Genomic DNA, 23,168 nt, shown 5'->3' with positions numbered 1-23,168 from the left:
CGTCCCCTCGGGCAGCGCATTGTCATCGCCGCCGGATCGAGCGCGGCGGTGCCGCCGTTCAGGATGCTGCGAGGAAAATCAGAACTCACCCATTTTGAACAGACGGCCCTCAGGTCCATCATCGTGCAATCTCAGCACAACCTCCTTTTCAGAGAAATCGATCACTTGGCCCTTATCCGTTCGTGGAAGATCCGAGGCGATGACGGTCATGATGTACTGGGTCTTTTTATTGGCGACTTGTTTTCTGACCACATCAAGGAAAGCAAGCTTTTTACGATCGTCGAGAGACTCGAACATTCCATCGTGATAGACGAAATGAAAGAATGGCATATTCTCATAGACCTTAAGAAGAGCAAGATCAAAGAGTGCACACACCAGCTTTTTGTAGCTAGTCCCCTCTCCCTGGCTTGATGATTTACCCTTCTGTCCGGTCAGGCCAAGGCTGATCTCATACTGAAGGTTGTTGCTGTTGTTGACGTGAAAATAAAATATTCCCTCCCTGTTCAGAACTTGCTGACAGTAATCATTGAAGATCCTGGTGAATTTCTCGTAGATTGGAGTCGGCTTCAACACCATCGCCTTGATCTCGTCGACCACGCGCCCCCGCTCGCGCTCGGCCTCTCGGACCTGTCGGGCAGCATCCGCGACGCTGTCCAGGCGGCTCCGCTGCCCCTCAAGGTAGACGAGTTGCGCCCGTTGCTTGGTCAGCTCCTTCTGGAGCGTCTTGAACTTGTCGATGGTGTCCGTGTTTCGAAGGATCCGGAGCTGCTCCTCCCGGGACGCGTCGAGTGTAGCTTTTCGCTCCTCCGCCGCGCGCATCTGCTCGCTCAGTTGCTTGCGGCGCGCACGGAGCGCGGCGTCCCGCTCGCGCGTCACCTTCTTCTTAAAGCCAACCAGATCTTCATACTGCTTCTTAATCTGATCCGGAAAATACAACTCGGCTTCCTTGAATATGGCCTCGACTTCTTTCAGATCGAATTTATCTTTATGCCCCAGCGAGTTGTCGATCTGCTTGATATCGTATCGGATGTTGTAGATGGTTTCGTTGAGTTCGGCCACCTCCTGCTCCACCGACTCGACAAGCTCCTGCACAATCCGGCGCTCCTGGGCGTCGAACTGGAAGGAGTCCAATTGCCTCTCCAGTTCATCCACTTGCTGGTGAAGGACTGATACCGACGGCGTGTGAAGGCTTCCTTTGAGGCGAGCCCGATCCACCTGATTTGGCATGGGCAGCAAGGTTCACCTGGTTCATCACCTTGACGCCGATGAGCTGCATCGGCTGTACAAGGCCGCGACGGATGCGACGGAGCGGACGCATCTGCAAATCATCTGGCTGCTGACCAGTGGGCGCTCGGCCCAGTTCGTGGCCGAGGTGACGGGGTACACGCCGCGCTGGGTCAGCGTCATCGTGGGACGCTATAACGAGGCCGGGGTTGCGGGGCTGGGTGACCAGCGCCAGTTCAACCCCGGCGCCAGACCGCTGCTCGACGAAAACCAGCGACAAAGCCTGAGGACTAGCCTGGCCGATCCGCCGCCCGGCCGCGGTTTGTGGACGGGCCACTCGGTCGCCCAGTGGATCGCCGGCATGCTTGGCCGGCTCGTCTCACCCCGGCGCGGCACCGATTATCTGGGCCGGCTCGGCTTCACCCGCCAAATACCGCGCCCCCGCCATGCCGAAGCCGATCCCTTGGCCCAGGAGGTCTTCAAGGCCCGGTTCCGCCGCCGTGTGCAGGCCCTCCAGCAGGAAGACCCGGACACACCCTTGGAGGTGTGGGCGATGGATGAGCATCGCGTCGGGCTGAAGCCGGTGCTCCGCCGAGTGTGGGCGCCGCGCGGCCGCCGGCCGGTGGCGCGCGGCCACCAGCGCTTCGAGTGGATGTATCTCGCGGGCTTCGTACGGCCGAGCACCGGACAGGTGATCTGGTTTCTCGTCGATGGCCTCGATGCGCCCATGTTCGGTGCTATCCTGGACGCCTTTGCCCGCGAGGTCGGGGCCGGGCCCACCAAGCAGGTGCTCATCGTCCTCGATGGCGCGGGCTGGCATGTCGCCGGCTCGCTGGACATCCCGGAGAGCATCACGCTGGAGTTCTTACCCCCGTATTCCCCCGAATTGCAGCCCGCCGAGCATCTCTGGCCACTGACCAACGAGACGATCGCCAACACCTACTTCGAGGATCTCGATGCCCTCGATCAAGCACTCGCCGATCGCTGCTGCGGTCTCGCCGATGATCCCGACCGTATCCGCGCCGCCACATGGTTCCACTGGTGGCCGCAATTCGCATGAATTCCAAGCAATGGAAGCCTTCATGCGCCATCGGTATGAAAGCTTTGCGGCCAACTCCGGCAGGTCGTCTTCCTTGAACTGGACCTCGGCTTGAAGGTCCGCCTGCTTCTGCTTCAGCTTCTGGATGGTGTCGTCAAGTTCATATTTTCTCTGGACCGCTCCCCCTTTAAAGCCGAACAAGTGAGCGACAAAGGGCTTCCAGTAGAGGTCGCGGCCGAGCTGGAACTTTTGCAGTTGAAGCTCGTCGCTCCAGTCCTGCTGCGACCTCAGGAAATAGGTGATGGCCTTGCGATAATCATAAGGCTTCAAGACGCGGAGATCGAGCCAAGCGTCGAGGAGAGTCACCGCCTCAACAATGGGAAGATCGGAATGCGCCCATCCGTCGTTCGGCGTGTCGGTGAAATCCTGGTTCGGTTCCCCATGGCGGGCGAGGCTGATCAGATTGGGATCCGATACGCCACGGCGGACCGTCGCGTAGTCTCCGGAATTGAGGGCTATTTCCAGGTAGAACACGAAGTCGGCGAACAGCTCCTGATGCTTCGACAGGAAATGCTCCTGTGACAGTCCTTTCAGCATGAGGAAGTCGATGAGGTGAAGCAGCGTGGTTTTCCCAAGATTATGGGAGTCGCGCTTCTTATCCTGCGGTCGACGCACCTCTCCGATAATAATGTTGATCACATCTGCATTATCCCCGTAGTTGAAATCTATGGGGAAGAAGATGTCTGGCTTGTTGGAATATATGCGTCCAATCTGCATGTCAGTCTGTCTTATATTCTATGGTGTCATTCTTGAGATGGTAATCAGCGCGACCGAGAAGGTAGAGGAGATCCAGGGCCGGAAGGAATGATAATTCTCCATCGGGGCCGACCCGTTTCAGGATGGTGGAACGAAGCTTCTCGAACTCGATCACCCCACGCTTCTGGAGTTCACGGAGCATCAAGCTCGACACCCGCAACACCGATGTATCCAGGTTTAGGTGTTTCCTAGGCGTCAGCATCGGCGGGTACCATGGCGGTTTCTTCGGCAGCGGCTTCCTTGGAACCGATATCACAATTGCAATACATATAGTGGAGCAGGATGGTGATCAGCCGACGTTTCCCCTTCAGCTCGACCTTCTTCTCCTGAATGCGTTCATACATGAATTGGAAAACCTCATCGAACGCGCCAAACTCGTTGCGCTTGATAATAATCTTCTGTTTTATTTCGTCGGCTGAGTCGTGATAAAGCGCCGCAAAATCTTCGTTCCGAGGATTTCCAAGAAACTGGGCCACACGGTCAAAGTGGGGCATCGAGCCTCCCACGATACTCTGCTCGTAATACTCCCTTGTAACGCCATTGATCTTGTTCTTCTCAAGGATCTTGAGCTTCTCAAAGTCAAATGCACTCTGGAAAGAAGAGGCGTCGCCGTCTTTCGTGAATGTATGGAGTGCTCCAATCACCTCAACAAGGTCATCGGGATCAAACCGGAAAGGTGACGGATCATAGCGATTCGGTAGTGTGTCTCGGATGTCAGAATGATCGTCCAACGCAAGATGGAGGCGCTCCACGCCAATGATGTGCGCGGACATAAGCCCAAGCCCGTTCAACTCCTTAATGTACTTTTCGTCAGCGCCGCCCGTGTATTTGCGGTTTGTGAACAGCAGATAATGGTCGCAGATGCCTTCACCGATCAGACGTCGGATTTTTTTGTATTCCTTCTTCAGCATTGGTCCGAAGTCACTGTCTGAGCACGACTTGTTTGGCGCGGCGGCGTGCTTGGCTTGAAGGACGGCGTGTCCGACCAGCGGCTTGGCTGCGCTCGGAAAGGAGTTCGCTGTGCCGAAGAACTTGCCATCCCGGCCACCGTCCTTTCCCGGCGCGAACGGGGACACCCCCTCCCCGAGCCAGCGTGTGCAGACCCGAACGACGAGACGTTCGAATTCGGCATCGTTCAGTTCATGGAGGCGATAATCCCGGCGCATCATAGTGGACGTGCAGCTCGCAAGTGACGCCGGTTTTGGCGCGCAGAAGGTTAGTTCCCTGGCATTCCAGTTGTCCAGAGGGGTCTGCATCCAACGCTGGCTGGTGGTTCGAACCGCACCGGGCTTCGTGAGGTCGGGCAGGCACAGTCGATAGCCAGAGCGGCACCGATTGGCTTGACGTGAGACCCCAAGCGAAGAGCGGGGCCGCACGAGCCGTGGGCTGCGGCGTCTGTCTGTGAACCTGCCGGGGAGAACAAGGCTGTTCCGTCCAATGTCTGGCGGCTTCGTGGGACTGTCTGAAATTTCGTGTACGGGCCATAACTTCGGGACCCAAGGAGGCCCTGTATGGCACGACGCAAACAGCCCAGCATTCCGGACGCGCTGCTTGATCAACTGCTCGCCGGCGCCGATCCGAAGAGTGCCTTTGCCAAGGATGGCCTGCTCGATGAGTTGAAGAAGGCGCTCGCCGAGCGGGCGCTGAACGCCGAGATCGACCATCACCTGGAGAGCGGCGAGCCGGACGGCCGGAGCAACAGCCGCAACGGCTATGGCCGCAAGACGGTGCTCACCGACACCGGCAAGATCGAGATCGCCGTGCCACGTGACCGGCTCGGCACCTTCGACCCGCAGCTCATCGCCAAATACCAGCGCCGCTTTCCGGGCTTCGATGAGAAGATCATCTCGATGTACGCCCGCGGCATGAGCGTGCGGGAGATCCAAGGACACTTGCGCGAACTGTACGGCATCGAAGTCTCCCCCGACCTGGTCAGCGCCGTCACCGACGCCGTGCTGGAGGAGGTTGGCGGCTTGGCAGGAGCGCCCATTGGAGCCGCTCTACCCGCTGGTCTTCTTCGACGCGCTGCGGGTCAAGGTGCGCGACGAGGGCACCGTGCGCAACAAGGCGGTCCACGTCGCGCTCGGCGTCCGGCCCGACGGCACCAAGGAGGTGCTGGGGCTGTGGATCGAGCAGACCGAAGGCGCCAAGTTCTGGCTGCGCGTGATGAGCGAGTTGAAGAACCGGGGCGTGGAGGACGTGCTGATCGCTGTCGTCGATGGCCTCAAGGGCTTTCCCGAGGCGATCACCGCCGTCTTCCCGCAGGCCCAGGTGCAGACCTGCATCGTTCACCTCATTCGCGGGTCCCTGGACTTCGTGTCCTGGAAGGACCGTCGGGCGGTCGCGGCGGCGCTGAAGGAGGTTTACCGGGCCACCGGTGCGGATGCTGGGGAGCGGGCCCTGGAGGCGTTCGCCGCCGGCCCCTGGGGCACCAGGTATCCGGCGATCGCTCTGGCTTGGCGTAACTGGGAGTATCCGGAATTTCGTGCTCGGCGGGGCGGATTGAATATCAGGCGTTCATCGCTTTTGCGAACCGCTCGCCGAAGATGACGGCCATCTGTGCCTTTGCGGCCGTCCATTCCCGCGGCGGCATCTTCCAGTCTTTCTCGGCGCGGTTCAAGACGAGAAACAGGAGCTTCAGCGCGGCCTCGTCATTGGGGAAATGCCCCCGGGCCCGCACCGCTCGGCGCAGCTTCGAGTTCAAGGCCTCGATGGCATTGGTGGTGTAGAGGATACGCCGGACCTCGCGGGGAAAGGCGAAGAAGGAAATGACCTCCTGCCACGCCCGCCGCCACGCCTTGCCGATGGCCGCATACTTTTCCCCCCAGGGGCCGTGTAAAGGCCGTCTTCGAAGGCGGTCAGGGCCACCTCGGCGGCCTTGTCATCGACGGCGTCATAGACCGTCTTCAGCGCGGCGGCGATGGCCTTGCGGTCCTTCCAGAATGCGAACTCCATGCTGTGGCGCAGCAGGTGGACGATGCAGGTCTGGACGATCGTCTCGGGATAGGCGGCGGCGATCGCCTCGGGAAAACCCTTCAGCCCGTCGACCACGGCCAGCAGCATGTCCTCGACGCCCCGGTTCTTCAGTTCGTTCAGCACGCGCAGCCAGAACTTGGCGCCTTCGTTCTGCTCGATCCACAGGCCCAGCACCTCCTTGGCGCCGTCGGCCCGCACGCCGATGGCCACATGGATGGCCTTGTTGCGCACCAGGCCTTCATCCCGGATCTTGACCCGGATGGCATCCAGGAACACCAGCGGGTAGATCGCCTCCAGGGGCCGGTTCTGCCAAGCCGTCACCTCCTCGATCACCGCGTCCGTCACCGTGGAGATCAGGTCGGCCGAGACCTCGATGCCATAGAGTTCCCGTAGATGCCCGGTGATCTCCCGTGTCGACATGCCCCGCGCGTACATGGAGATGATCTTCTCGTCGAAGCCGGGAAACCGCCGCTGGTACTTGGCGATCAGCGCCGGATCGAACGTTCCCGTTCGGTCGCGTGGAATGGCCAGTTCCATCGATCCGCCCTCGGTCAGCACCGTCTTGCGGCCGTAGCCGTTGCGACGGTTGCCGCTCTTGTCACCGGCCAAGTGATGATCCAGCTCCGCCTTCAGCGCCCGCTCCGTCAGCGCTTTCTTCAGCTGGTCGAGCAGGCCGTTCGGATCGAACGCCGTCTTGGCGTCAGTACCAGCCAGCAACTGGTCGAGGATGGCATCCGGGATAACGGGCTCTTTGCGTTGTGCCATGCAGGGGCTCCTTTCGCTTCAGGATAACCCCGCCGAGCACGAAATTCCGGATACTCCCGTCGCCCGCTATGCCGCACAAGGCCAATGCCGCTCGTCGCCATCACATTCCCCGGCCGAAGCGCACCGTGACGAATTGGGCCGAGTACGATGCCGCCCTGCGCCAGCGTGGCAGCCTCACACTCTGGGTCAGCGAGGCGGCGATCGAGCAGTGGAAAGCGGCGCCACGCCGAACGCCGGGTGGTGAACCGCGCCGGGTTTCCCGGAGGCCATTCGGTTTGAGTCACGCCGCCAAGGCGACGCCCTCGGTTTGAGCATAGTAGCGCGCTTCGGCCTCGGCAGGAGGAATGTTGCCGATGGGTTCGAGCAGGCGGCGGTGGTTGAACCAGTCCACCCATTCCAGGGTGGCGAACTCGACGGCTTCCAAGGTGCGCCATGGCCCACGGCGCCGGATCACCTCGGTCTTGTAGAGGCCGTTGATGGTCTCGGCCAAGGCGTTGTCGTAGGAATCGCCGACGCTGCCCACGGAGGGCTCGATGCCGGCGTCGGTGAGACGCTCAGTGTACTTGATGGCCACGTATTGCGATCCGCGGTCCGAGTGGTGGATGAGGCCGCTGCCCTTGGCCGGCCGGCGCTCATGGAGCGCCTGCTCCAGGGCGTCCAGCACGAAGCCGGCGTGGGCGGTGCGCGACACCCGCCAGCCCACGATCCGGCGGGCAAACGTGTCGATGACGAAGGCTACGTAGACGAAGCCCTGCCATGTGGCGACATACGTAAAATCAGCCACCCACAGAGCATTCGGGCGTGGCGCCTGGAATTGGCGGTTTACCCGGTCAGCCGGGCATGGCGACGCGCGATCACTGATCGTGGTCCGCACCGCCTTGCCGCGGATCGCTCCCTTCAGGCCCATGCGCTTCATCAGCCGGGCCACCGTGCAGCGCGCCACGTCAAGGCCTTCCCGCCGCAGCTGCCGCCACACTTTGCGCACTCCATAGACCTGGAAGTTCTCGTCCCAGACCCGTCGGATAGCCAAACCCAGCTCCGCGTCTCTTTGCGAGCGGGCCGGCGCCTTGGCCGGATCGACCCGCCGGGCGGCGTGGGCGTGATAGGTGGACGGGGCGATCGGCAGCACCTTGCAGATCGGCTCGACCCCGTGGACGGCGCGATGCGCGTCGATGAAGGCGATCATTTCCGAAACGGGCGGTCGAGCTCCGCCTGGGCGAAATACGCCGATGCCTTGCGCAGGATTTCGTTCGCTTGGCGCAGTTCCCGGACCTCACGCTCCAGCGCCTTGATCCGCTCCAGTTCGTCCGTCGTCGGACCGGGCCGCTTGCGCTGGTCGCGTTCGGCCTGCCGGACCCAGCCGCGCAGTGTCTCGGGGTTGCAGCCAATCTTCGCCGCGATCGAGCTGATCGCCGCCCACTGCGAGGCGTGCTCGCCTTCGTGCTCGAAGACCATCCGAACCGCGCGTTCGCGGACTTCAGGAGCGTATTTGGGTGATGCCGGTTTCGTCATGATGACCCCAGTCTCTCAAGAAACGGAGCCTCCGGGAAACCTGGCGCGGTTCAGTGGATTACTTCGTGCCGCCGTTGGTGATCCCCGTTCTTCTCCTGCTGGCGGTGCTGCTGTTCGCGTTCATCCATGGCCCCGTGTTCTGACCCGATGCGGCCGTGAAGCATCACGGCGATGGAACACCCGAGCCACGCTCCGCGTCGGCTTTGGCCTCCACGATGCGCTGCAGGAGCATGATCTGCTCCTTTTGCTCATCCAGCCGGGCCAGGACGGCGTTGATCCGCAGGTGATCGAGTTTCTCGTGGAGCCGCATGATCTCCACCTCCGCCTTGAGGTTGACCTCGTAGTCGAGACCGTCGGCGAGCCGGTCCTTCGCCGCCTGACGGTTCTGCGACATCATGATCACGGGGGCCTGGAGGGCCGCGAGCATGGACAGGATCAGGTTCAGGAACACGTAGGGATAAGGATCGAACTGATCGCTGAACCGGACCAGAATGCCGGAATTGACGATCGTCCAAGCGATGATGAGCAGGCCGAACCCGCTCACGAACGCCCAGGAGCCGCCAATCGCCGCAACCCTGTCAGCGAGCCGGTCGCCGAAGGTCAGCTTCTCTTCGAAAGCGTGGCTGACGTTTTGCGCGACGTGGTGGCGTCGGGCGATGTGTGAAATCACTTTCCGCTCGCGCTCGCTGAGCGAATCGTAGCCGGTGTTCAGGAATTCCTCGGCAAGGTGGCGCAGTTCTTCATCCATTGTGCAATCCTTCCATTTTCCACTCGCCAGGCCGGCAACGGCTTGGGACGCCGCATGAAAATATCGGCGGGTGTACGTTTGCGCAGACGCGGGGGACTTCTGACGCATCACATTAGGAGCATGATGATATCTTTTAAGATCGGCGTGATGCCGAAGTATGCGCCCCGGTTCGATTACGATGGCTGGATGGTTGTCAACACCGCCGTTCATGATGGCGAGTTGGTCGACGAGCCTCTGCGACGCGGCCTGTCGTTCGCCGAAGCGGAACGATCGGCCGCCTTCTTCAATCGCCGGTGTGTTCGGCACCCTGCCCATCGCCGGTGTGTTCGGCACCCTGCCCATCGGAATTGCCCATCGGAATTGAGTGAGCACCCGCGGCACCGCGGTGTCCGTCCTCGCCCGAAAGGAGCGCTGACATGAACAAGCCCATCTACGACTTCACCATCGACCGGACCGGCACGGGGTGGATGGTGATCGATCTGTGCAGTGGCAAGGTGGCCTCCGTCAACGGCCGGGCTCAAGATCACCTCAGCCTCAACGAAGCGGACGATCTGGCCGCCCAGCTCAACAGGGCCGAGGGAAATCCGCCTCCGGCACTGGGTTAGGGGCCATGATCCCATGCGGAAACCGGACGTCGAGTTCGTGATGGGACTTGCGGACGGCGGTTGCCCGTCCCTGGACCTCGGAACGCAACCGTCAGGAAGACGCCCGTTTATGGGTTGGGCCAGCGGCGATGAAGCCAGAGCCACTGTTCCGGAGGAGAGCGCGATAAGTGGGGTCATCGCAGAATCTGTTCAAAATCGTACGCTAAGCGGCGACCCTCTGGAACGAAGCGGGAATTCGCCGGAGCGGTCGGAACGCTGCCGAGGAATCCACGTGGTCGTCGGCCCAGACATAGTCTCCGGTGAGCGCGATGTGCTCCCAGCCGAGTGGCGCCACATGTGCCAACAGGTCGGCGGGAATGTCTTCGCCGGCTGCGCGGAGCGCGTCCACGGCGCGACCCAGATAAACGGTGTTCCAGAGCACGATGGCGGCGACCACTAAGTTGAGCCCCGAGGCCCGATGGCTCTGGTTCTCGAACGTCCGGTCGCGCAGTTCGCCCAGACGATGGAAGAAGACGGCCCGCTTGAGCGAATGCTCCGCCTCCCCCTTGTTCAGGCCAGCATGGGAGCGACGGCGGAGGTCCGGGTCCTTCAGCCAGTCCAAGGTTGCCAGTGTGCGTTCGATGCGGCCGACCTCGCGCAACGCTTTGGCGAGCTGGTTCTGCCGCGGGTAGGCCGCGAGGCGGCGCAAGAGGGCGGACGGCGCTGCGGTCCCGGTGCGCACGGACGTGGCCAGCCACAGCAGGTCATCCCAGGATTCCTCGACGAGGTGCAGGCGCACCGGGCCGCCGATCAATGGCGTCAGCAATCCGTAATCGGCCGTGCGGTCAATCACATACAACCGACGCTCCTTGAGATCGCGGACGCGAGGGGCGAAGCGGAACCCCAGAAGATGGCAAAGTCCCGACACATGATCGGTCGCGCCGGCCGTATCGGTGTAGTGCTCGCGGATGGACAGCGCGCTGCCGTGCATCAGAAGGCCGTCCAGCACATGGGCCGCCTCGCCCGCCGTGGCCGAGATCACCTTCGTGTGGAAGGGAGAGAACCGATCTGAGACATGGGTGTAGAACAGCACGCCGGGGTCGTCGCCATAGCGGCCGTTCACGTCGGAGCGCGCCTCGCCACGGCCGCCCGCCCGGAAGAACTGCCCATCCGACGACGAGGTGTCGCCCGGCCCCCAGTGGTGGGCCATCGGGTGGGCGTGGTGGGCGTTCACTACGGTGGCCAGGGCAGCGGCGTAGGTTTTGTCGCGCACATGCCACTCCGCCGCCCAGATCAGCCGGGCATGGTTCAAGCCCCGCGACGCCTCGGCCATGCGCGACAGCCCCAGATTGGTGCCATCCGCCAGCACCGTGCCGAGCACCGCGGCGCGGTCGAAGGCCGGCTCGCCGGTGCGCACATGGGTGAAGCTGCTGGTGAATCCGGTCCAGCGGTCGACCTCGGCCAGGATCTCGGTGATCCGTATGCGCGGCAGGAGCGCGGACAGCCGTTTGGCGAGAGCGCCCGCAGCCTCGGGTACGGCGCGGGACAGCGGCGAAATGGTCAGGCGGCCGTCCTCCAGCGTGACGTCCGGCAATCGGTTGGCTTCAGCCAACGTGGCAACCTCGCGCAACCGGTCGTCCAGGAGCTTCGTCCGCTCCGTGGCATAGTCCGGCCACGACACCGGGATGGGCAAGTCAAGGCTCTCGGTGCTGCGCAGGTCCTCGAACGTTGGCCGGGGCAGCAGAAAGTCGGTGAACCGTCGATAGGCGCGGGCGCCCTCGATCCAGACATCGCCGGCACGCAGCCGTTCGCGCAGATGCGCGAACACGGCCATTTCATAGGCGCGGCGATTGAGGTTCTTACCCTGTGGCAGCACGAGGGGGCGCCAACGGCGCTGGAGAAAGGAGACCGGCGCGTCCTTCGCCAGGGGCGGCCGGCCTTCCGACGCATACAGTGCCTTGATGGCGTCGACCGCCTTGAGCAGCGGATCGGACTTGCGGTACGAGCGGAAGGCAAAGGTTTGCAGGAAGGTCGGGGCAAACCGCCGGGCGGACGCATGCCGCTCCACCACCTCGGGCAGGCTGTTGCCTTCGTCGGCGGTCTCGGCGACGCCGACGGCGTGATCGACGCTCTTCTCATAGGCTTCCCACCCCACGGCCGCCTCGATGGCGGCGAACGGATCGGTCCCGTTTCGTCGGGCGGCGACGAGAGCCCGGCCGCTCACCGCGTGCATCCAGACCAGGCTTTCCTGCTCCTTGGCCCGGTCGGTCAGCCGTTCCGTGCGCTTGCGCTCGGCGCGCCGGAACAGGGCTCCCATCAGCCGGTCGAACATCTCCACGGCGGCGTCGCTGAGCCGGGCCTCCTGCTCGATGACGAAGGCGGTCAGGACGGCAAGACGGCGTTCCGGGCCGAGGCGCGACAGGTGCTGCGCATCCATGATTCCCGCTTCGCCGGCGATGATGGCATAGCGGACTTGATGAATGCGCCGCGCCCGATCCGCTTCGATGCCGATGGCCCGCACCGTTGCCAAGCGCTCCGCCAGACGAACCAGGTTCGCCGCGGAAGGCGCCTCCGACCACTCGCGCAGTTGTGTCAAGCCGGTGCGGCCCTCCGGTTCCGTCACCTTCAGGAGCGCCAGGAGGCGCTCGGCCTGTCGATCCTCCAACCCGCGGATCAGACTGGCATAAGCGGCGGCTCGAGCCCTGGCACGGACGGCGAGGCCGAGGCGCTCCACCACGGTGGCGACCGGCAGCAGGACGCGGCGCGCCCGCAGCTCTTCCACTACAGCCAAGGCGATGGCGTCGCCCCGGCCGGTGCCGCGGGCCACCTCGGATGCCACACGCCACATGGCCCGATAGTCGGCCAAGCCGAAGGGCGACAGCCCGAAGGCCGCTTGCAGTTCGGCCAAATGCTCGCGCCGGGTTTCCTCCCGCCGGGCGTAGTCGACGAACAATGCCGGATCGGCCCCGACCTGTCCGGCGATGTGAGCGAGCATGGCGGTCGGTGGTTCCTCGCCAATTCCCAGTGCCCGTCCAGGATGGCGCAGGTAGGCCAGCTGCATCGCGAAGCCGAGCCGGTTCCAGGGACGGCGCCGGCGACGCACGTGCGCCAGATCGTCCGGCGAGAGGGTGTACAGGCGCGTGATGGCGGTCGGCTCCGACGGTGGATCGAACAGAGCGGCTCGCGTCTGAGGGGATAGAAGCTGGCGGCGGGGCATGGGATGGGCATTGCGCAAACGGCCGTCTGCGCACCGGTCTGGAGGGGAACGGTAGAACAAAGGCTTGCTGGTTGCACAATCCTGTTGCCAAACTCGTATCCAAGGCAACGGGTTTGTGCAAGGACGGTGCGATGCTGCTGGGCTACGCGCGCGTGTCGAAAGCGGAAGGGCAGGACGCCTCGGCCCAGGTGGACGCCCTGCGGGCGGCTGGGTGCATGCGTGTCTTCCAGGAGGCGGGATCGGGCGGCCGCTGGGACCGGCCCGAGTTGCATCGGCTGCTTGACCAGCTGCGTCCCGGCGACGTGGTTGTCGTCTGGAAGCTCGACCGGCTGTCCAGGTCGCTGAAGGACCTGCTGTTGATCCTGGAGCGGATCGAGCAGGCGCAAGCCGGATTCCGCTCGCTCACCGAGGCCGTCGACACCACCGGCCCGGCTGGCCGCATGATAATGCAGATGCTGGGCGCCTTCGCCGAATTCGAGCGCGCCATGATCCGCGAGCGCACCCGGGCGGGATTGGAAGCCGCCAAAAATCAGGGGCGGCGCGGCGGCCGGCGCCCGAAGCTCACGACCGCCCAATGCCGCGAGATCATTGAGATGGTGACATCGGGGAGGAAGTCCGCCGCCGAGGTTTCCCGGCTCTTCGGCGTCCATCCCGCCACGGTCAGCCGCTTGCTCTCCCGAGCCCGCCGCTTAGCGTACGATTTTGAACAGATTCTGCGATGACCCCAGGATGCGGGTTTTCGGCAGATGGTTGGTGAGTGGCAGACCAGCCACGAGGCGCCGTACCTCGTCGAGGCGCTCGATCGCGCGCACCAATTCGTTGGTGCTTTGCAGGGTTGGTCCCGAGCGGAGCCGGTCCATTGGGCTCTGTCGCCCACCCTCCGACACCACCAGCAGGGCGTCGAGCCGCGCTTTCTGCTCGGGCGTGATCCGGGCCGCCAGCAGGCGCCACAGGCGGCTGTTGGCGCGGGAGCGCACCCGCGCGACGGTCCGTTCGAGCACGCTCGCCCCCGGCAGCAGCACCTTGTGCGTTACCAGCCAGGCCGTCGCCTGGTCGAACAGGGCGGTCGGCCGGTCGGTTCCCGTCCAGCACAGCGCGTAGAGCCAACGCAGGAGCCGCCATTGCACGGCGGGCTCAGCGAACTCGCGATAGCCGTAGACGTGTCGGATCTCGGCCGCGTGGTGCCAGCGTGCCTTTCCGTCGCGATACCGACCAAGGCACGCCGGATCGGCGACACCGATTTGTCGCGCCAGGGTGGCGACCACCTCCATCGGCACCTCGGTCGGATCGGCAAGAAAGGTGCCGAGGAAGCGCACCGTGCCGAGTTGCACGGCGAAGCCGAGGCGCATGTAGTCCCATCGGCGGCGCCCGATCATCGCCAGATCGGCGTCGTCGAAATGGAAATGGCGATCGAGCTGTTCCTGGGTCGGAACGCCGTTGAAGCGGCCGTACCGCCGCTCTTGTTCGGGCGTCAGAAAGCTGACCGGCATTCGATGATCACCGAGTCGAGCCGGGGCCGGTCCAGCCGATGCGGGCCAGCGTGTCGATGAGCGTGCTCCGGGGGATGCCGAAGGTACGGCAGACCGCCGCCTTGCTGGCGCCACCATCGAGGGCGGTGAGGACCGCGTCCAGTTTCTCGGGTACAATGGCAAGGGGCCTACCACCATGCCGGCCGCGCCGACGTGCGGCTGCTAGTCCCGCTTGTATTCGTTCGCGGGTCAAGGCACGCTCGTATTGCGCAAGCGCCCCGAAGATATGGAACAGAAGCTCCCCATGCGGCGTGTTGGTGTCCATACCCTCCGTCAGCGACCGGAACGCGACGCCGTTGTCGCGCAGGCTGGTCACGATGTCGAGCAGGTGGGGCAACGAGCGGCCGAGGCGGTCGAGCTTCCACACCACCAGCGTGTCGCCGGGTTTCAGGAAGGCGAGACACGCCTTGAGGCCGGGACGATCATCGCGCGCGCCCGACGCCTTGTCCTCGAACAGGTGGCGGGCATCAACGCCGGCGGCGATCAGGGCATCGCGCTGCAAGGCCGTGCTCTGCCGGTCGCTGTCGGAGGAGACACGCATGTAGCCGGCCAGCATGTACGGAAAACCTCGCTGCGGTGGTTTCCGTGCAGCCTATCATTCCGACAAGGTTTGTCGCACAGAAAAGCCGGGCCAACGAGCCGGTCTGCGGCAAGGCGGGGGAGCCTGTCGGAAAACAGGTGTTTCCCGATGCCTAAGCCACCGCGCTGTGGGCCTCTTTGGGTCCAGTCTTGAAGAGCTGGGCTGATCGTTCGCGTCATTTCTTCACCATCAGTGGTCATTTACCATGGCGCATGCCGCACAGCCGAGGGCGCGCCAGTGGGCCAGGGCACCATCCGGGATGAGATTTGGAACCGGCCGATCTCTGCCGTTCTCGAAAGCCTTGAAACAACCGTCGCCGGGTTGAGCCGGACCGAGGTGGAGGGCCGCCGTCGCCAATACGGTCTCAACCAACCGATGGCCCACCGTCGCCGGCCGTTGTGGCTGCAATTCCTGACCCGTTTCCTCAACCCCCTGGTGCTGATCCTGCTGTTCGCCAGCGGCCTGTCGGCAGCCACCGGCAACGTCACCAGCTTCGTCATCGTCATCGTCATGGTCGTGCTCAGCGTCACGTTGGACTTTGTCCAGGAGGTGCGAGCCGAGAATGCCGTGGAGGCGTTGCGCCGCACCGTCGCCGTGCGCGTCCAGGTCCGCCGGGATGGCGTGGAGGTGTCGGAGCCGGTGGATCAGCTGGTCCCTGGCGACGTGGTGCGTCTGGCCGCCGGCGATCTGGTTCCAGCCGACTGCCGCCTCATCGAAACGCGCGACCTGTTCGTCAACCAGGCCATGCTGACCGGGGAGCCCTACCCGGCGGAGAAGCGCGCCGAGGCACCCGCCGCTCCAGTCCAGGATGCCGGCGAGGCGCTCAACACCGTCTTCATGGGCACCTCGGTGATCAGCGGCAGTGCCATCGCCGTGGTCTGCCGGACCGGCGACGCCACGGCGTTCGGCCAGTTGAGCGGCACCCTGCAGGCGCCCCCGCCGCCCACCGCCTTCGAGCTGGGGATCCGTCAGTTCGGTTTCCTCATCCTGCGCCTGACGATCTTCCTGGTGCTGTTCGTGCTGGCCGTGAACGTGCTGTTCCACCGGCCCTGGCTGGAGTCCCTGATGTTCGCCCTGGCCTTGGCGGTCGGGCTGACGCCGGAACTGCTGCCGATGATCGTCACCGTCACGCTGGCGCGCGGGGCGATGCGGCTGGCGCAGCGCCGGGTCATCGTCAAACGGCTGGCCGCCATGCACAACGTCGGCGCCATGGACGTGCTGTGCACCGACAAGACCGGGACGCTGACCGAGGCGACGATCCGCATGGTCCGCCACTTGGACTTCCGCGGCAAGGAGAGCGAGCGGGTCTTCCGCCTCGCCTACCTGAACAGCCATTTCGAAAGCGGCATCAAGAGCCCGCTGGACGAGGCCATCATCGCTTTCCGCACCCTGGATGTGACCGGCTGGCAAAAGATCGACGAGGTGCCCTTCGACTTCGAGCGGCGGCGCGTCTCGGTTCTCGTCACCGATGGCACCGAGCGGTTGCTGGTGGTCAAGGGGGCGCCGGAAGACGTTCTGCGGCAATCCACCCATTACGAAGGAGAGGGAGGCGTCGAGAAGCCGCTCGACCCGGCGGCGCGGGCCGCGTTGGATGCCCTGTTCCAGAAGCTGGGAGAGGACGGGTTCCGGGTGCTGGCGATCGCCTCCAAGGCGATGGGACCGGAGCATACCTCCGCCGCGCTGGGAGACGAAAGCGAACTGGCCTTCGCCGGCTACGCGGTTTTCCTCGATCCGCCCAAGGCAAGCGCGATGGCGGCGATCCGCGATCTGACCGGGGCCGGGGTGGCTGTCCGCATCCTGACCGGCGACAACGAGCGGGTGACGCGGCACGTCTGTGCCGAACTCGGCCTGCCCGTCACCGGCCTGATCACGGGCGACGATCTGCGGGCAATGAGCGAGGAGGCGTTGCGCGCCCGCCTCCCCAAGGTCAACGTGTTCTGCCGGGTGACGCCGGCGCAGAAGGAACGCGTGCTGCTGGCCTACAAGCGGTCCGGCCGGGTGGTCGGTTTCCTCGGCGACGGGATCAACGACGCCTCGGCCCTCCATGCCGCCGACGTCGGCATCTCGGTGGACAGCGCCGCCGACGTTGCCAAGGAGGCCGCCGGCCTGATCCTGCTCGACCACGATCTGTCGGTGGTGCACGAGGCGGTGATGGAGGGGCGCCGGACGGTGCAGAACGTCACCAAGTACATCCTGATGGGCAGCAGTTCGAATTTCGGCAACATGTTCAGCATGGCGGGAGCCTCGCTGTTCCTGCCCTTCCTGCCGATGCTGCCGACCCAGGTGCTGCTCAACAACCTGCTGTACGATGCGTCGGAGGCCGGCGTTCCGCTCGACAACGTGGAGGCGGAGGCGTTGGCCTTGCCGGTGCAGTGGGATCTGCGGCTGATCCAGCGCTTCATGCTGGTGCTGGGTCCGGTCAGCTCGCTGTTCGATTTCCTGACCTTCTACGCCTTGCTTCACCTCTTCAATGCCGAGGAGGCGCTCTTCCAGACCGGATGGTTCGTGGAGAGCCTGGCCACCCAGGTGCTGGTCATCTTCGTGATCCGCACCCGCCGCAGCCCCTGGCTCAGCCGACCCAATGCGATCCTGGCCGGGCTGACGCTGGGAGCCGCCGCCGTCGGCGCGCTGCTGCCGCTGACACCGCTGGCATCCTTCTTCGGCTTCGTAGCGCCGCCGGCATCCTTCTATCTGTTCCTGGTGGCCGCCGTTGTCACCTATCTGGTCCTTGTGGAGATCATCAAGCGGGTGTTCTTCCGCTATGTCGCTCCACAGCACGGCACGCGAGGCCGAGTCTCATTGCGGCATTGATCGCCTCCTGCCCTCTCCGAGGCGCCTTGCAGGCGCCCCCAACAATCACCAACCGACGATCGACACTCTCAATCGGACTTTTTGTTCCGCTGCTACTCGGAGCCCGAAAAGAGACATCCGGACGCAGTTCGGACGCTGCGGTGCCGGACCGTCGCCGAGGATCGCTTCCAGCAACGGAACCACATCCGCAATCTTCCGGATGGCCCGCCGGTCGGGGGCGGCGGCACCCCGACCCCGTCGGAGGCGCTGTTGGCCGCCCTCGGCTCCTGTCTGTCCGCCGGCATCCACGCCGACGCTGTCGCGCGCCACATCCCGGTGCACCGGCTGGAGCTGGTGGTCGAGGCGGAGATCGACAGCACGGCCGGATGGACCCTTGGCAACGCCGAACCGGGGCCGATCGGCTTCGAGGCGATCCGCGTGACCGTCCATCTGGACGCCGATGCCCCGCGCGACGTGCTGGCCGCTCTGGTCAGGCACGCGACGCTGTGGTCGCCGGTCGCCAACACCCTGCACAACCCCGTTCATCTGGACGTCGCCCTGGCCGACAACGCCCCAGACACGCTTCCGGCCTGAATTTTGGACCTGAATATCGGGCCTTGAACTCCCGGAGCCGTCAGGGGGTGGCCTCGCCGTCGGCAGAGTCGCCCGCCAACGCATTCCGCACGGCCGCCGCGAGGTCCGGCGGAGCGATCGGCTTGTGCAGCAGGGAGAAGCCGCTGCGGCTGGCCTCCCGGATGCGTTCCGGCGAGGTGTCGCCGGTCAGGATGATTCCCGGCATGGCGAGTCCGAAAGCGTCCCTCAGATGCCTGATGGCATCCGCCCCGGTTTCCACACCGGCGAGACGGTAGTCGGCGATGACCAGATCGGGCGGGCGCTGCCGGGTGAACAGCACCAATGCCGCCGCCCGGTCCACCGCGCCGAACACGTCGAACTCATACCGTTCGAGATACTGCCGGATGCTGTCGAGCACCACGGGGTCGTCGTCGATCACCAGCACACGCCGCCCGGCGCCGTCGAGCGGCGGTTCGGTGGCGGCCTCCTCCATCGCTTCGGCGTCGTCGGCGAGGGGAACGACGATTTCGAAGACCGATCCCCGGCCCGGATCCGATCGCACGCCGATCGGGTGGTGGAGCAGAAGGGCGAGGCGGTCCACGATCGACAGGCCGAGGCCAAGCCCCTGGCGGCGGTCGCGGCCGAGATTGCCGACCTGATGGAACTCCTCGAAGATCGCCTTGAGCTGCCCTTCGGGGATTCCCCGCCCGGTGTCCCAGACCTGGATGCGCACCGCGCCGCCGGCACGGCGGCATCCGATGAGGATGCGCCCGCGGTCCGTGTACTTCACGGCGTTGGCGAGGAGGTTCTGGAGGATGCGTCCCAGCAGCTTCGGGTCGCTGCGGACGGTGACGCCGGTGTCGACCGAACGCAGCGTCAGCCCCGCGGCGTCGGCGAGCGGCCCGAACTCCTCGACCAGGCGGCCGATCAGAGTGCGCAGCCGGAACGGCTTCGCCTGGACGTCGACCACGCCGGCGTCCAGGCGCGACACGTGCAGGATCTCCTCCAGCATCAGGTGAAGGGCGGTCAGGGTGTTGCCCAGGCTGGTCAGCAGCCGCGCCGAGGCCGGCGGGAGGTCCTGGCCGGACAGCAGGTGGTGGAACAGCACCGCGGCCTGCACGGGCTGGCGCAGGTCGTGGCTGGCGGCGGCCAGGAAACGGGTCTTGCCGGCGCTCGCCTGCTCCGCCACCGCCTTGGCGGCGTCCAGCGCCTGCCGGGCGCGGTTGCGTCCGGTCACGTCCTCGATGCCCAACAGGATGAGCGGACGCTCCGAACGGTTCAGCGGGCGGGCGTTGATCTCCAGCGCGCGCGGTCCCTCGGCGTCGTGTCCGGCGGAGATCTCCAGCGCTTCGATGGTGGATCCGTCGGCGATCATCGCCTTCAGGCGCCTTTCCAGCGCGGCGTCCCGGAACAGCCCGTCGGCCAACGCGCCCATTGGATGCCCCAGCGTCGCCTCCGGCGTGGTGGCGAACATGCGGTAGTAAGCCTGGCTGGCGGCCGCCACCGTCAGGCCGGCGTCGAGCACCAGCAGCGCCTCCCGCACGGTGTCGACGATGGATTCGGCGAAGTCGCGGGCGGTCCGCACCGCGTCCTGGATGGCCGCCCGCTCCATGGCGAGGCCCAGGATGGTGGCGACGGCCTGCACGAACTCCACGTCGTCGTCGCCGAACCGGTTCGGCTGGCGGCTGTACAGCGCCAGGACGGCCGGCACCGTCGCGCCGTCGCCGCCGAAGGCGACGCCGATGCCGCTGGCGATTCCGGGGGCGGGGGGACCGCCGGACACCCGCCGGTCGGTGGCGAAATCGCCGACGACGAGAGACTGCCTGGACCGCAGGATCCGGCCGAGGTGCGACGAGGGATCGCCCGGCACCTCCCCACCGGGCGCGATCCCGGACGGGTCCCAGCCGCAGCCCTCCAGCATCCGCAACGTCCCTCCCCCCGCCGAGGGGACGAAGATGCCGACGCTGTCGGCGCCGAACGTTTCGGCAATCAGGCTGGAGGCGGCCTGCAGCAGGGCGCCCGTGGCCTCGTCGCCCAACGCCTTGCGGCCCAGGTCGGCGACCAGCTTCTGCTGCCCGACCCGCCCGGCGAGGATGGCGGCGGTGCGCTTCAGCGCCGTGACGTCGCTGAAGGTGATGACCGTCCCCTCGATCCGGTTGTCTTGCGTGCGGTAGGGATGGACCCGGCGCAGCAGCGTGTTGCCGCTCTCGGTCCGCACCTCGCGCTCCAGGGGCGACAAGGTGTCGAGGACCTTGCGGACATCGTCCATCAGATCCGGATCGTTGAAATGGCGCGACACGTCGGTGACCGGCCGCCCGATGTCCGTCGGGATGAGCGAGAACAGGCGCGTCGCCGGGGCCGTGAAGCGCTTGATCCGCAGATCGGGCGACAGGAACAGCGTGGCGATGTCGGTGCTGGTCAGCAGGTTGGTCAGGTCGTTGGTCGCTGATTCCAGCTCGTCGACCTTCTCGTGGAGCTGGCTGTTGAGCGTGCCGAGCTCCTCGTTCAGCGACTGCAGTTCCTCCTTCGAGGTCTCCATCTCCTCGTTGGAGGATTGCAGCTCCTCGTTGATCGACAGGATCTCCTCGTTGGCCACGCGCAGGGCCTCGTTCGACGCCTCCAACTCCAGAATGGTGGCGCTCAGGTCCTCGCGGGTCACCCTCAGCTCGTGTTCGAGCTGCTCGACGACGGAGGCTTCGACGGACGCCTGCAGGTCGTCGGTGGCCCCGCCCCCGGCCAGGGATGCCGGCTCCATCACCGTGTCCCGGACGAAGGTGATCAGCAGCAGGTCCTCCCGCGCCTGCGGCGGGCGGACCGGGGCCACGGTGACGGTGAGCAGGGACAGGACGCCGCCCCGCGTCTGCCGGACCCCCTTGAGCGTCACCCGCTGCCCCGACTCCAGGGCGCGCTTCACGGCGCCGCGCACCTTCAGGCGCAGGTCGCCGCGCATCATGGCCATCAGGTCCTGTGGCATTTCCCCGGTCGGCAGGTCGAGGAAATCGCTGGTCGGGCCGTACAGGTAGAGGATGCGGTGCTGCTGGTCGATCAGCACGGCCGCAGGCGCATAGGCGAGCAGCAGCGCGTGCCGGGTGATCTCGGCCGGGCTGACCCGCGCCGTGACGGGCGGCACCGGGATCGTCCCCACCGGCACGCCGACGGTCCTCGGCAGGGCCGGGCTGTGCCGGCGGCCAGTGCCGAGCTTGCGGTACAGGCGCCATTTCTTGGACAGTGGCGCAAACAGGTCGGTGCGGGGCCCAATGGTCTCGGCCGACCCCAGGAACAGGCCGCCGCCTTCGTCCAGTCCGAAATGAAACAGGTCGAGGGTCGACCGCTGGACCTTCGGGTCGATGTAGATCAGGACATTGCGGCAACTGATCAGGTCGAGATTGGAAAAGGGCGGGTCGCTGATCATGTTCTGAACGGCGAAGGTGACCGTTTCCCGCAGCGTCCGGTTGACCTTGTAGCCGGCATCGACCCGGGTGAAGAAGCGGGCCAGCCGCTCCGCCGAGACATCGACCGCGATGGTTTCCGGGTAGACGCCGGTTCGTGCGACGTCCAGCGCGTGCACGTCGATGTCGGTGCCGAACACCTTGACGTCGCAGGATCGGTTCGCCGCCGCGCAGGCTTCCATCAGAAGCATGGCGATGGAGTAGACCTCCTCGCCGGTGGCGCAGCCGGGGACCCAGACCCGGATCGGCCGGTCGGAGCTGCGGCTTCGCACCAGCGGGCCGAGAATGACCTCGTTGAGGACGTCGAAGGCTTCCGGATCGCGGAAGAAGCGGGTCACGCTGATCAGGATGTCGCGCGACAGCTGCTCGACCTCGCCGGGATGGGTTCCCAGGAACTCGCGGTAGTGGCGCATGCTGTCGATCTGGTGGATGCCCATGCGCCGTTCGATGCGCCGCGCCAGCGTGCGCGTCTTGTAGGCCCGGTAGTCGTGGCGGCTCCGCGCCCGCATCAGTTCGAGAATGTGGTCGAAGTCCTCCCCGTCGGATTGGGGGATTTCGGATCGGGAATCGTCGTCGTCCCCGCCGCCGTCGCGGACGTAGGGCTGGCGGACGTAGCGGAGCAGCGCCTCGGCCATCCGCTCCGGAGGCAGCACGTAATCGGCCAGACCAGTCGCGATCGCGCTGCTCGGCATGCCCTCGAACGCCGCCGTCGCGGGGTCCTGGACGACGACCAGACCGCCGCACTCCTTGATCGCCTTCAACCCGGTCGTGCCGTCGGCCCCCGACCCGGACAGCACGACGCAGATGGCGCCCTGCGCCCATTCGGCGGCCAGGGACCGGAAGAAGACGTCGATCGGCAGCGCGGCCGCTTCGTTCGCCGCCGTGCCGAGGGCGAAGCGTCCCCGTGTCATGGACAGCATGCGGCCCGCCGGGGCGACGTAGATGTGGTCCGCCTCGACCGGCATTCCGTCTTCGGCCGTGCGGACCGGCAACGGCGTGGCCTTCTCCAGCAGATCGACCATCAGCCGTTCGTTGTTCGGCGTGCGGTGCTGAAGGACGACCAGGGCCAGCCCGCTCGCCTCCGGGACGGCCTGCAGCAGGGCGGTGATGGCTTTCAACCCGCCCGCCGACGCGCCGATTCCGACGACGGCGACCGGGCCGCCCGAACGCTTGACTGGCGTGGTTTTCCCAGGACCGGTTTGCGCGTCGTCCTGCCCGGTGAGGTCGCTGGGAGCGGTCATCATGCCCTCAAGTCCGCCGAACGGGCCCCGCGCCCCAAGACCTCGGCATTGTGCGTTTCCGGCGTGCGATTCGAACGACGCATCGATCGGCTGTCGGTATCCAAGCCGGCGGGAGCCGTCGACAA

At 65.3% G+C, this 23,168-nt stretch carries 14 protein-coding genes, 3 pseudogenes and 1 other annotated feature; of the genes and pseudogenes, 7 read left to right on the top strand and 10 right to left on the bottom strand.

All coding sequences use genetic code 11. The features are described 5' to 3' along the window. Positions 1-78: 78 nt before the first annotated feature. Entirely contained in the window at positions 79-1,131 is a 1,053-nt protein-coding gene (locus ACWPXE_RS12445) for a DUF2326 domain-containing protein (protein ID WP_454018121.1), read from the bottom strand. Between the two features lie 94 nt (positions 1,132-1,225). Between ACWPXE_RS12445 and ACWPXE_RS12440 the strand changes: the two genes are divergently transcribed. Continuing rightward, entirely contained in the window at positions 1,226-2,284 is a 1,059-nt protein-coding gene (locus ACWPXE_RS12440; protein WP_454017415.1) for an IS630 family transposase, read from the top strand. 757 nt (positions 2,285-3,041) lie between these two features. On the opposite strand, the gene ACWPXE_RS12435 is transcribed toward ACWPXE_RS12440, so the two are convergent. Together ACWPXE_RS12435 and ACWPXE_RS12430 are read right to left on the bottom strand one after the other, a co-directional pair. Further along, entirely contained in the window at positions 3,042-3,221 is a 180-nt protein-coding gene (locus ACWPXE_RS12435; protein WP_372441577.1) for an ABC-three component system middle component 8, read from the bottom strand. A gap of 46 nt (positions 3,222-3,267) precedes the next feature. Further along, positions 3,268-3,852 (bottom strand): ABC-three component system protein, encoded by a 585-nt coding sequence (locus ACWPXE_RS12430; RefSeq protein ID WP_454018768.1) that lies wholly within the window; start codon positions 3,850-3,852, stop codon positions 3,268-3,270. 738 nt (positions 3,853-4,590) lie between these two features. On the opposite strand from ACWPXE_RS12430, the pseudogene ACWPXE_RS12425 reads away from it, so the two are divergent. Continuing rightward, positions 4,591-5,551, top strand: a pseudogene (locus ACWPXE_RS12425) (IS256 family transposase); the annotation flags it as partial. A gap of 37 nt (positions 5,552-5,588) precedes the next feature. Here the strand turns inward: ACWPXE_RS12425 and ACWPXE_RS12420 are convergent. Next, a pseudogene (locus ACWPXE_RS12420) lies at positions 5,589-6,820 on the bottom strand (IS256 family transposase). Between the two features lie 68 nt (positions 6,821-6,888). Here ACWPXE_RS12420 and ACWPXE_RS12415 point away from each other — a divergent pair. Further along, positions 6,889-7,071: pseudogene (locus tag ACWPXE_RS12415) on the top strand (IS5/IS1182 family transposase); the annotation flags it as partial. Positions 7,072-7,100: 29 nt separating this feature from the next. Here the strand turns inward: ACWPXE_RS12415 and ACWPXE_RS12410 are convergent. Both ACWPXE_RS12410 and ACWPXE_RS12405 read right to left on the bottom strand, forming a co-directional pair. After that, positions 7,101-8,332, bottom strand: a protein-coding gene (locus ACWPXE_RS12410; RefSeq protein WP_454018120.1) for an IS3 family transposase whose coding sequence is annotated in 2 segments (ribosomal slippage) — positions 7,101-8,038 and positions 8,038-8,332 — 1,233 coding nt in all. Because the reading frame shifts where the segments join, the coding sequence is not laid out codon by codon here. Beyond that, positions 7,932-8,048, bottom strand: a sequence feature (AL1L pseudoknot). It overlaps the preceding gene by 117 nt. Positions 8,333-8,495: 163 nt before the next feature. Next, positions 8,496-9,422 (bottom strand): DUF1003 domain-containing protein, encoded by a 927-nt coding sequence (locus ACWPXE_RS12405; protein ID WP_454018119.1) that lies wholly within the window; start codon positions 9,420-9,422, stop codon positions 8,496-8,498. Between the two features lie 74 nt (positions 9,423-9,496). On the opposite strand from ACWPXE_RS12405, the gene ACWPXE_RS12400 reads away from it, so the two are divergent. Then, positions 9,497-9,685, top strand: a complete 189-nt coding sequence (locus tag ACWPXE_RS12400) for a hypothetical protein (RefSeq protein WP_454018118.1) — start codon at positions 9,497-9,499, stop codon at positions 9,683-9,685. A gap of 202 nt (positions 9,686-9,887) precedes the next feature. Here ACWPXE_RS12400 and ACWPXE_RS12395 read toward each other — a convergent pair whose 3' ends face one another. Further along, the gene (locus tag ACWPXE_RS12395) at positions 9,888-12,881 is read right to left on the bottom strand and encodes a Tn3 family transposase (RefSeq protein ID WP_454018117.1); all 2,994 of its coding nucleotides are present in this window, start codon (positions 12,879-12,881) and stop codon (positions 9,888-9,890) included. 131 nt (positions 12,882-13,012) lie between these two features. On the opposite strand from ACWPXE_RS12395, the gene ACWPXE_RS12390 reads away from it, so the two are divergent. After that, positions 13,013-13,603, top strand: a complete 591-nt coding sequence (locus ACWPXE_RS12390; RefSeq protein WP_454018116.1) for a recombinase family protein — start codon at positions 13,013-13,015, stop codon at positions 13,601-13,603. On the opposite strand, the gene ACWPXE_RS12385 is transcribed toward ACWPXE_RS12390, so the two are convergent. Continuing rightward, complete coding sequence (locus ACWPXE_RS12385; RefSeq protein WP_454018115.1) at positions 13,571-14,371, bottom strand: DUF4158 domain-containing protein; 801 nt, start codon at positions 14,369-14,371, stop codon at positions 13,571-13,573. The genes ACWPXE_RS12390 and ACWPXE_RS12385 overlap by 33 nt on opposite strands. A 7-nt stretch (positions 14,372-14,378) precedes the next feature. Continuing rightward, a complete protein-coding gene (locus ACWPXE_RS12380) occupies positions 14,379-14,966 on the bottom strand; it encodes a recombinase family protein (RefSeq protein WP_454018114.1) in 588 nt (195 codons plus the stop codon). Positions 14,967-15,227: 261 nt separating this feature from the next. On the opposite strand from ACWPXE_RS12380, the gene mgtA reads away from it, so the two are divergent. Together mgtA and ACWPXE_RS12370 are read left to right on the top strand one after the other, a co-directional pair. Beyond that, positions 15,228-17,801, top strand: coding sequence for a magnesium-translocating P-type ATPase (mgtA, locus tag ACWPXE_RS12375; protein WP_454018113.1), 2,574 nt, complete (start codon positions 15,228-15,230; stop codon positions 17,799-17,801). Between the two features lie 81 nt (positions 17,802-17,882). Next, positions 17,883-18,374, top strand: a complete 492-nt coding sequence (locus ACWPXE_RS12370) for an OsmC family protein (RefSeq protein WP_454018112.1) — start codon at positions 17,883-17,885, stop codon at positions 18,372-18,374. Positions 18,375-18,414: 40 nt separating this feature from the next. Here the strand turns inward: ACWPXE_RS12370 and ACWPXE_RS12365 are convergent, their stop codons facing one another. Beyond that, complete coding sequence (locus ACWPXE_RS12365) at positions 18,415-23,046, bottom strand: chemotaxis protein CheB (protein WP_454018111.1); 4,632 nt, start codon at positions 23,044-23,046, stop codon at positions 18,415-18,417. Between the last annotated feature and the right edge of the window lie 122 nt (positions 23,047-23,168).

Source organism: Azospirillum sp. Marseille-Q6669 (assembly GCF_965111635.1).
The sequence above is the reverse complement of the archived record's forward strand: the minus strand, read 5'-3'. Positions and strand labels throughout refer to the sequence as shown.

Excerpts from the sequence above, each read along its gene's own strand:
- ACWPXE_RS12440 (WP_454017415.1), top strand. The coding sequence starts at position 1,226 with ATGGGCAGCAAGGTTCACCTGGTTCATCACCTTGACGCCGATGAGCTG.
- ACWPXE_RS12435 (WP_372441577.1), bottom strand. The coding sequence starts at position 3,221 with ATGCTCCGTGAACTCCAGAAGCGTGGGGTGATCGAGTTCGAGAAGCTT.
- ACWPXE_RS12430 (WP_454018768.1), bottom strand. The coding sequence starts at position 3,852 with ATGTCCGCGCACATCATTGGCGTGGAGCGCCTCCATCTTGCGTTGGAC.
- ACWPXE_RS12405 (WP_454018119.1), bottom strand. The coding sequence starts at position 9,422 with ATGGGCAGGGTGCCGAACACACCGGCGATGGGCAGGGTGCCGAACACA.
- ACWPXE_RS12400 (WP_454018118.1), top strand. The coding sequence starts at position 9,497 with ATGAACAAGCCCATCTACGACTTCACCATCGACCGGACCGGCACGGGG.
- ACWPXE_RS12395 (WP_454018117.1), bottom strand. The coding sequence starts at position 12,881 with ATGCCCCGCCGCCAGCTTCTATCCCCTCAGACGCGAGCCGCTCTGTTC.
- ACWPXE_RS12390 (WP_454018116.1), top strand. The coding sequence starts at position 13,013 with ATGCTGCTGGGCTACGCGCGCGTGTCGAAAGCGGAAGGGCAGGACGCC.
- ACWPXE_RS12385 (WP_454018115.1), bottom strand. The coding sequence starts at position 14,371 with ATGCCGGTCAGCTTTCTGACGCCCGAACAAGAGCGGCGGTACGGCCGC.
- ACWPXE_RS12380 (WP_454018114.1), bottom strand. The coding sequence starts at position 14,966 with ATGCTGGCCGGCTACATGCGTGTCTCCTCCGACAGCGACCGGCAGAGC.
- ACWPXE_RS12365 (WP_454018111.1), bottom strand. The coding sequence starts at position 23,046 with ATGATGACCGCTCCCAGCGACCTCACCGGGCAGGACGACGCGCAAACC.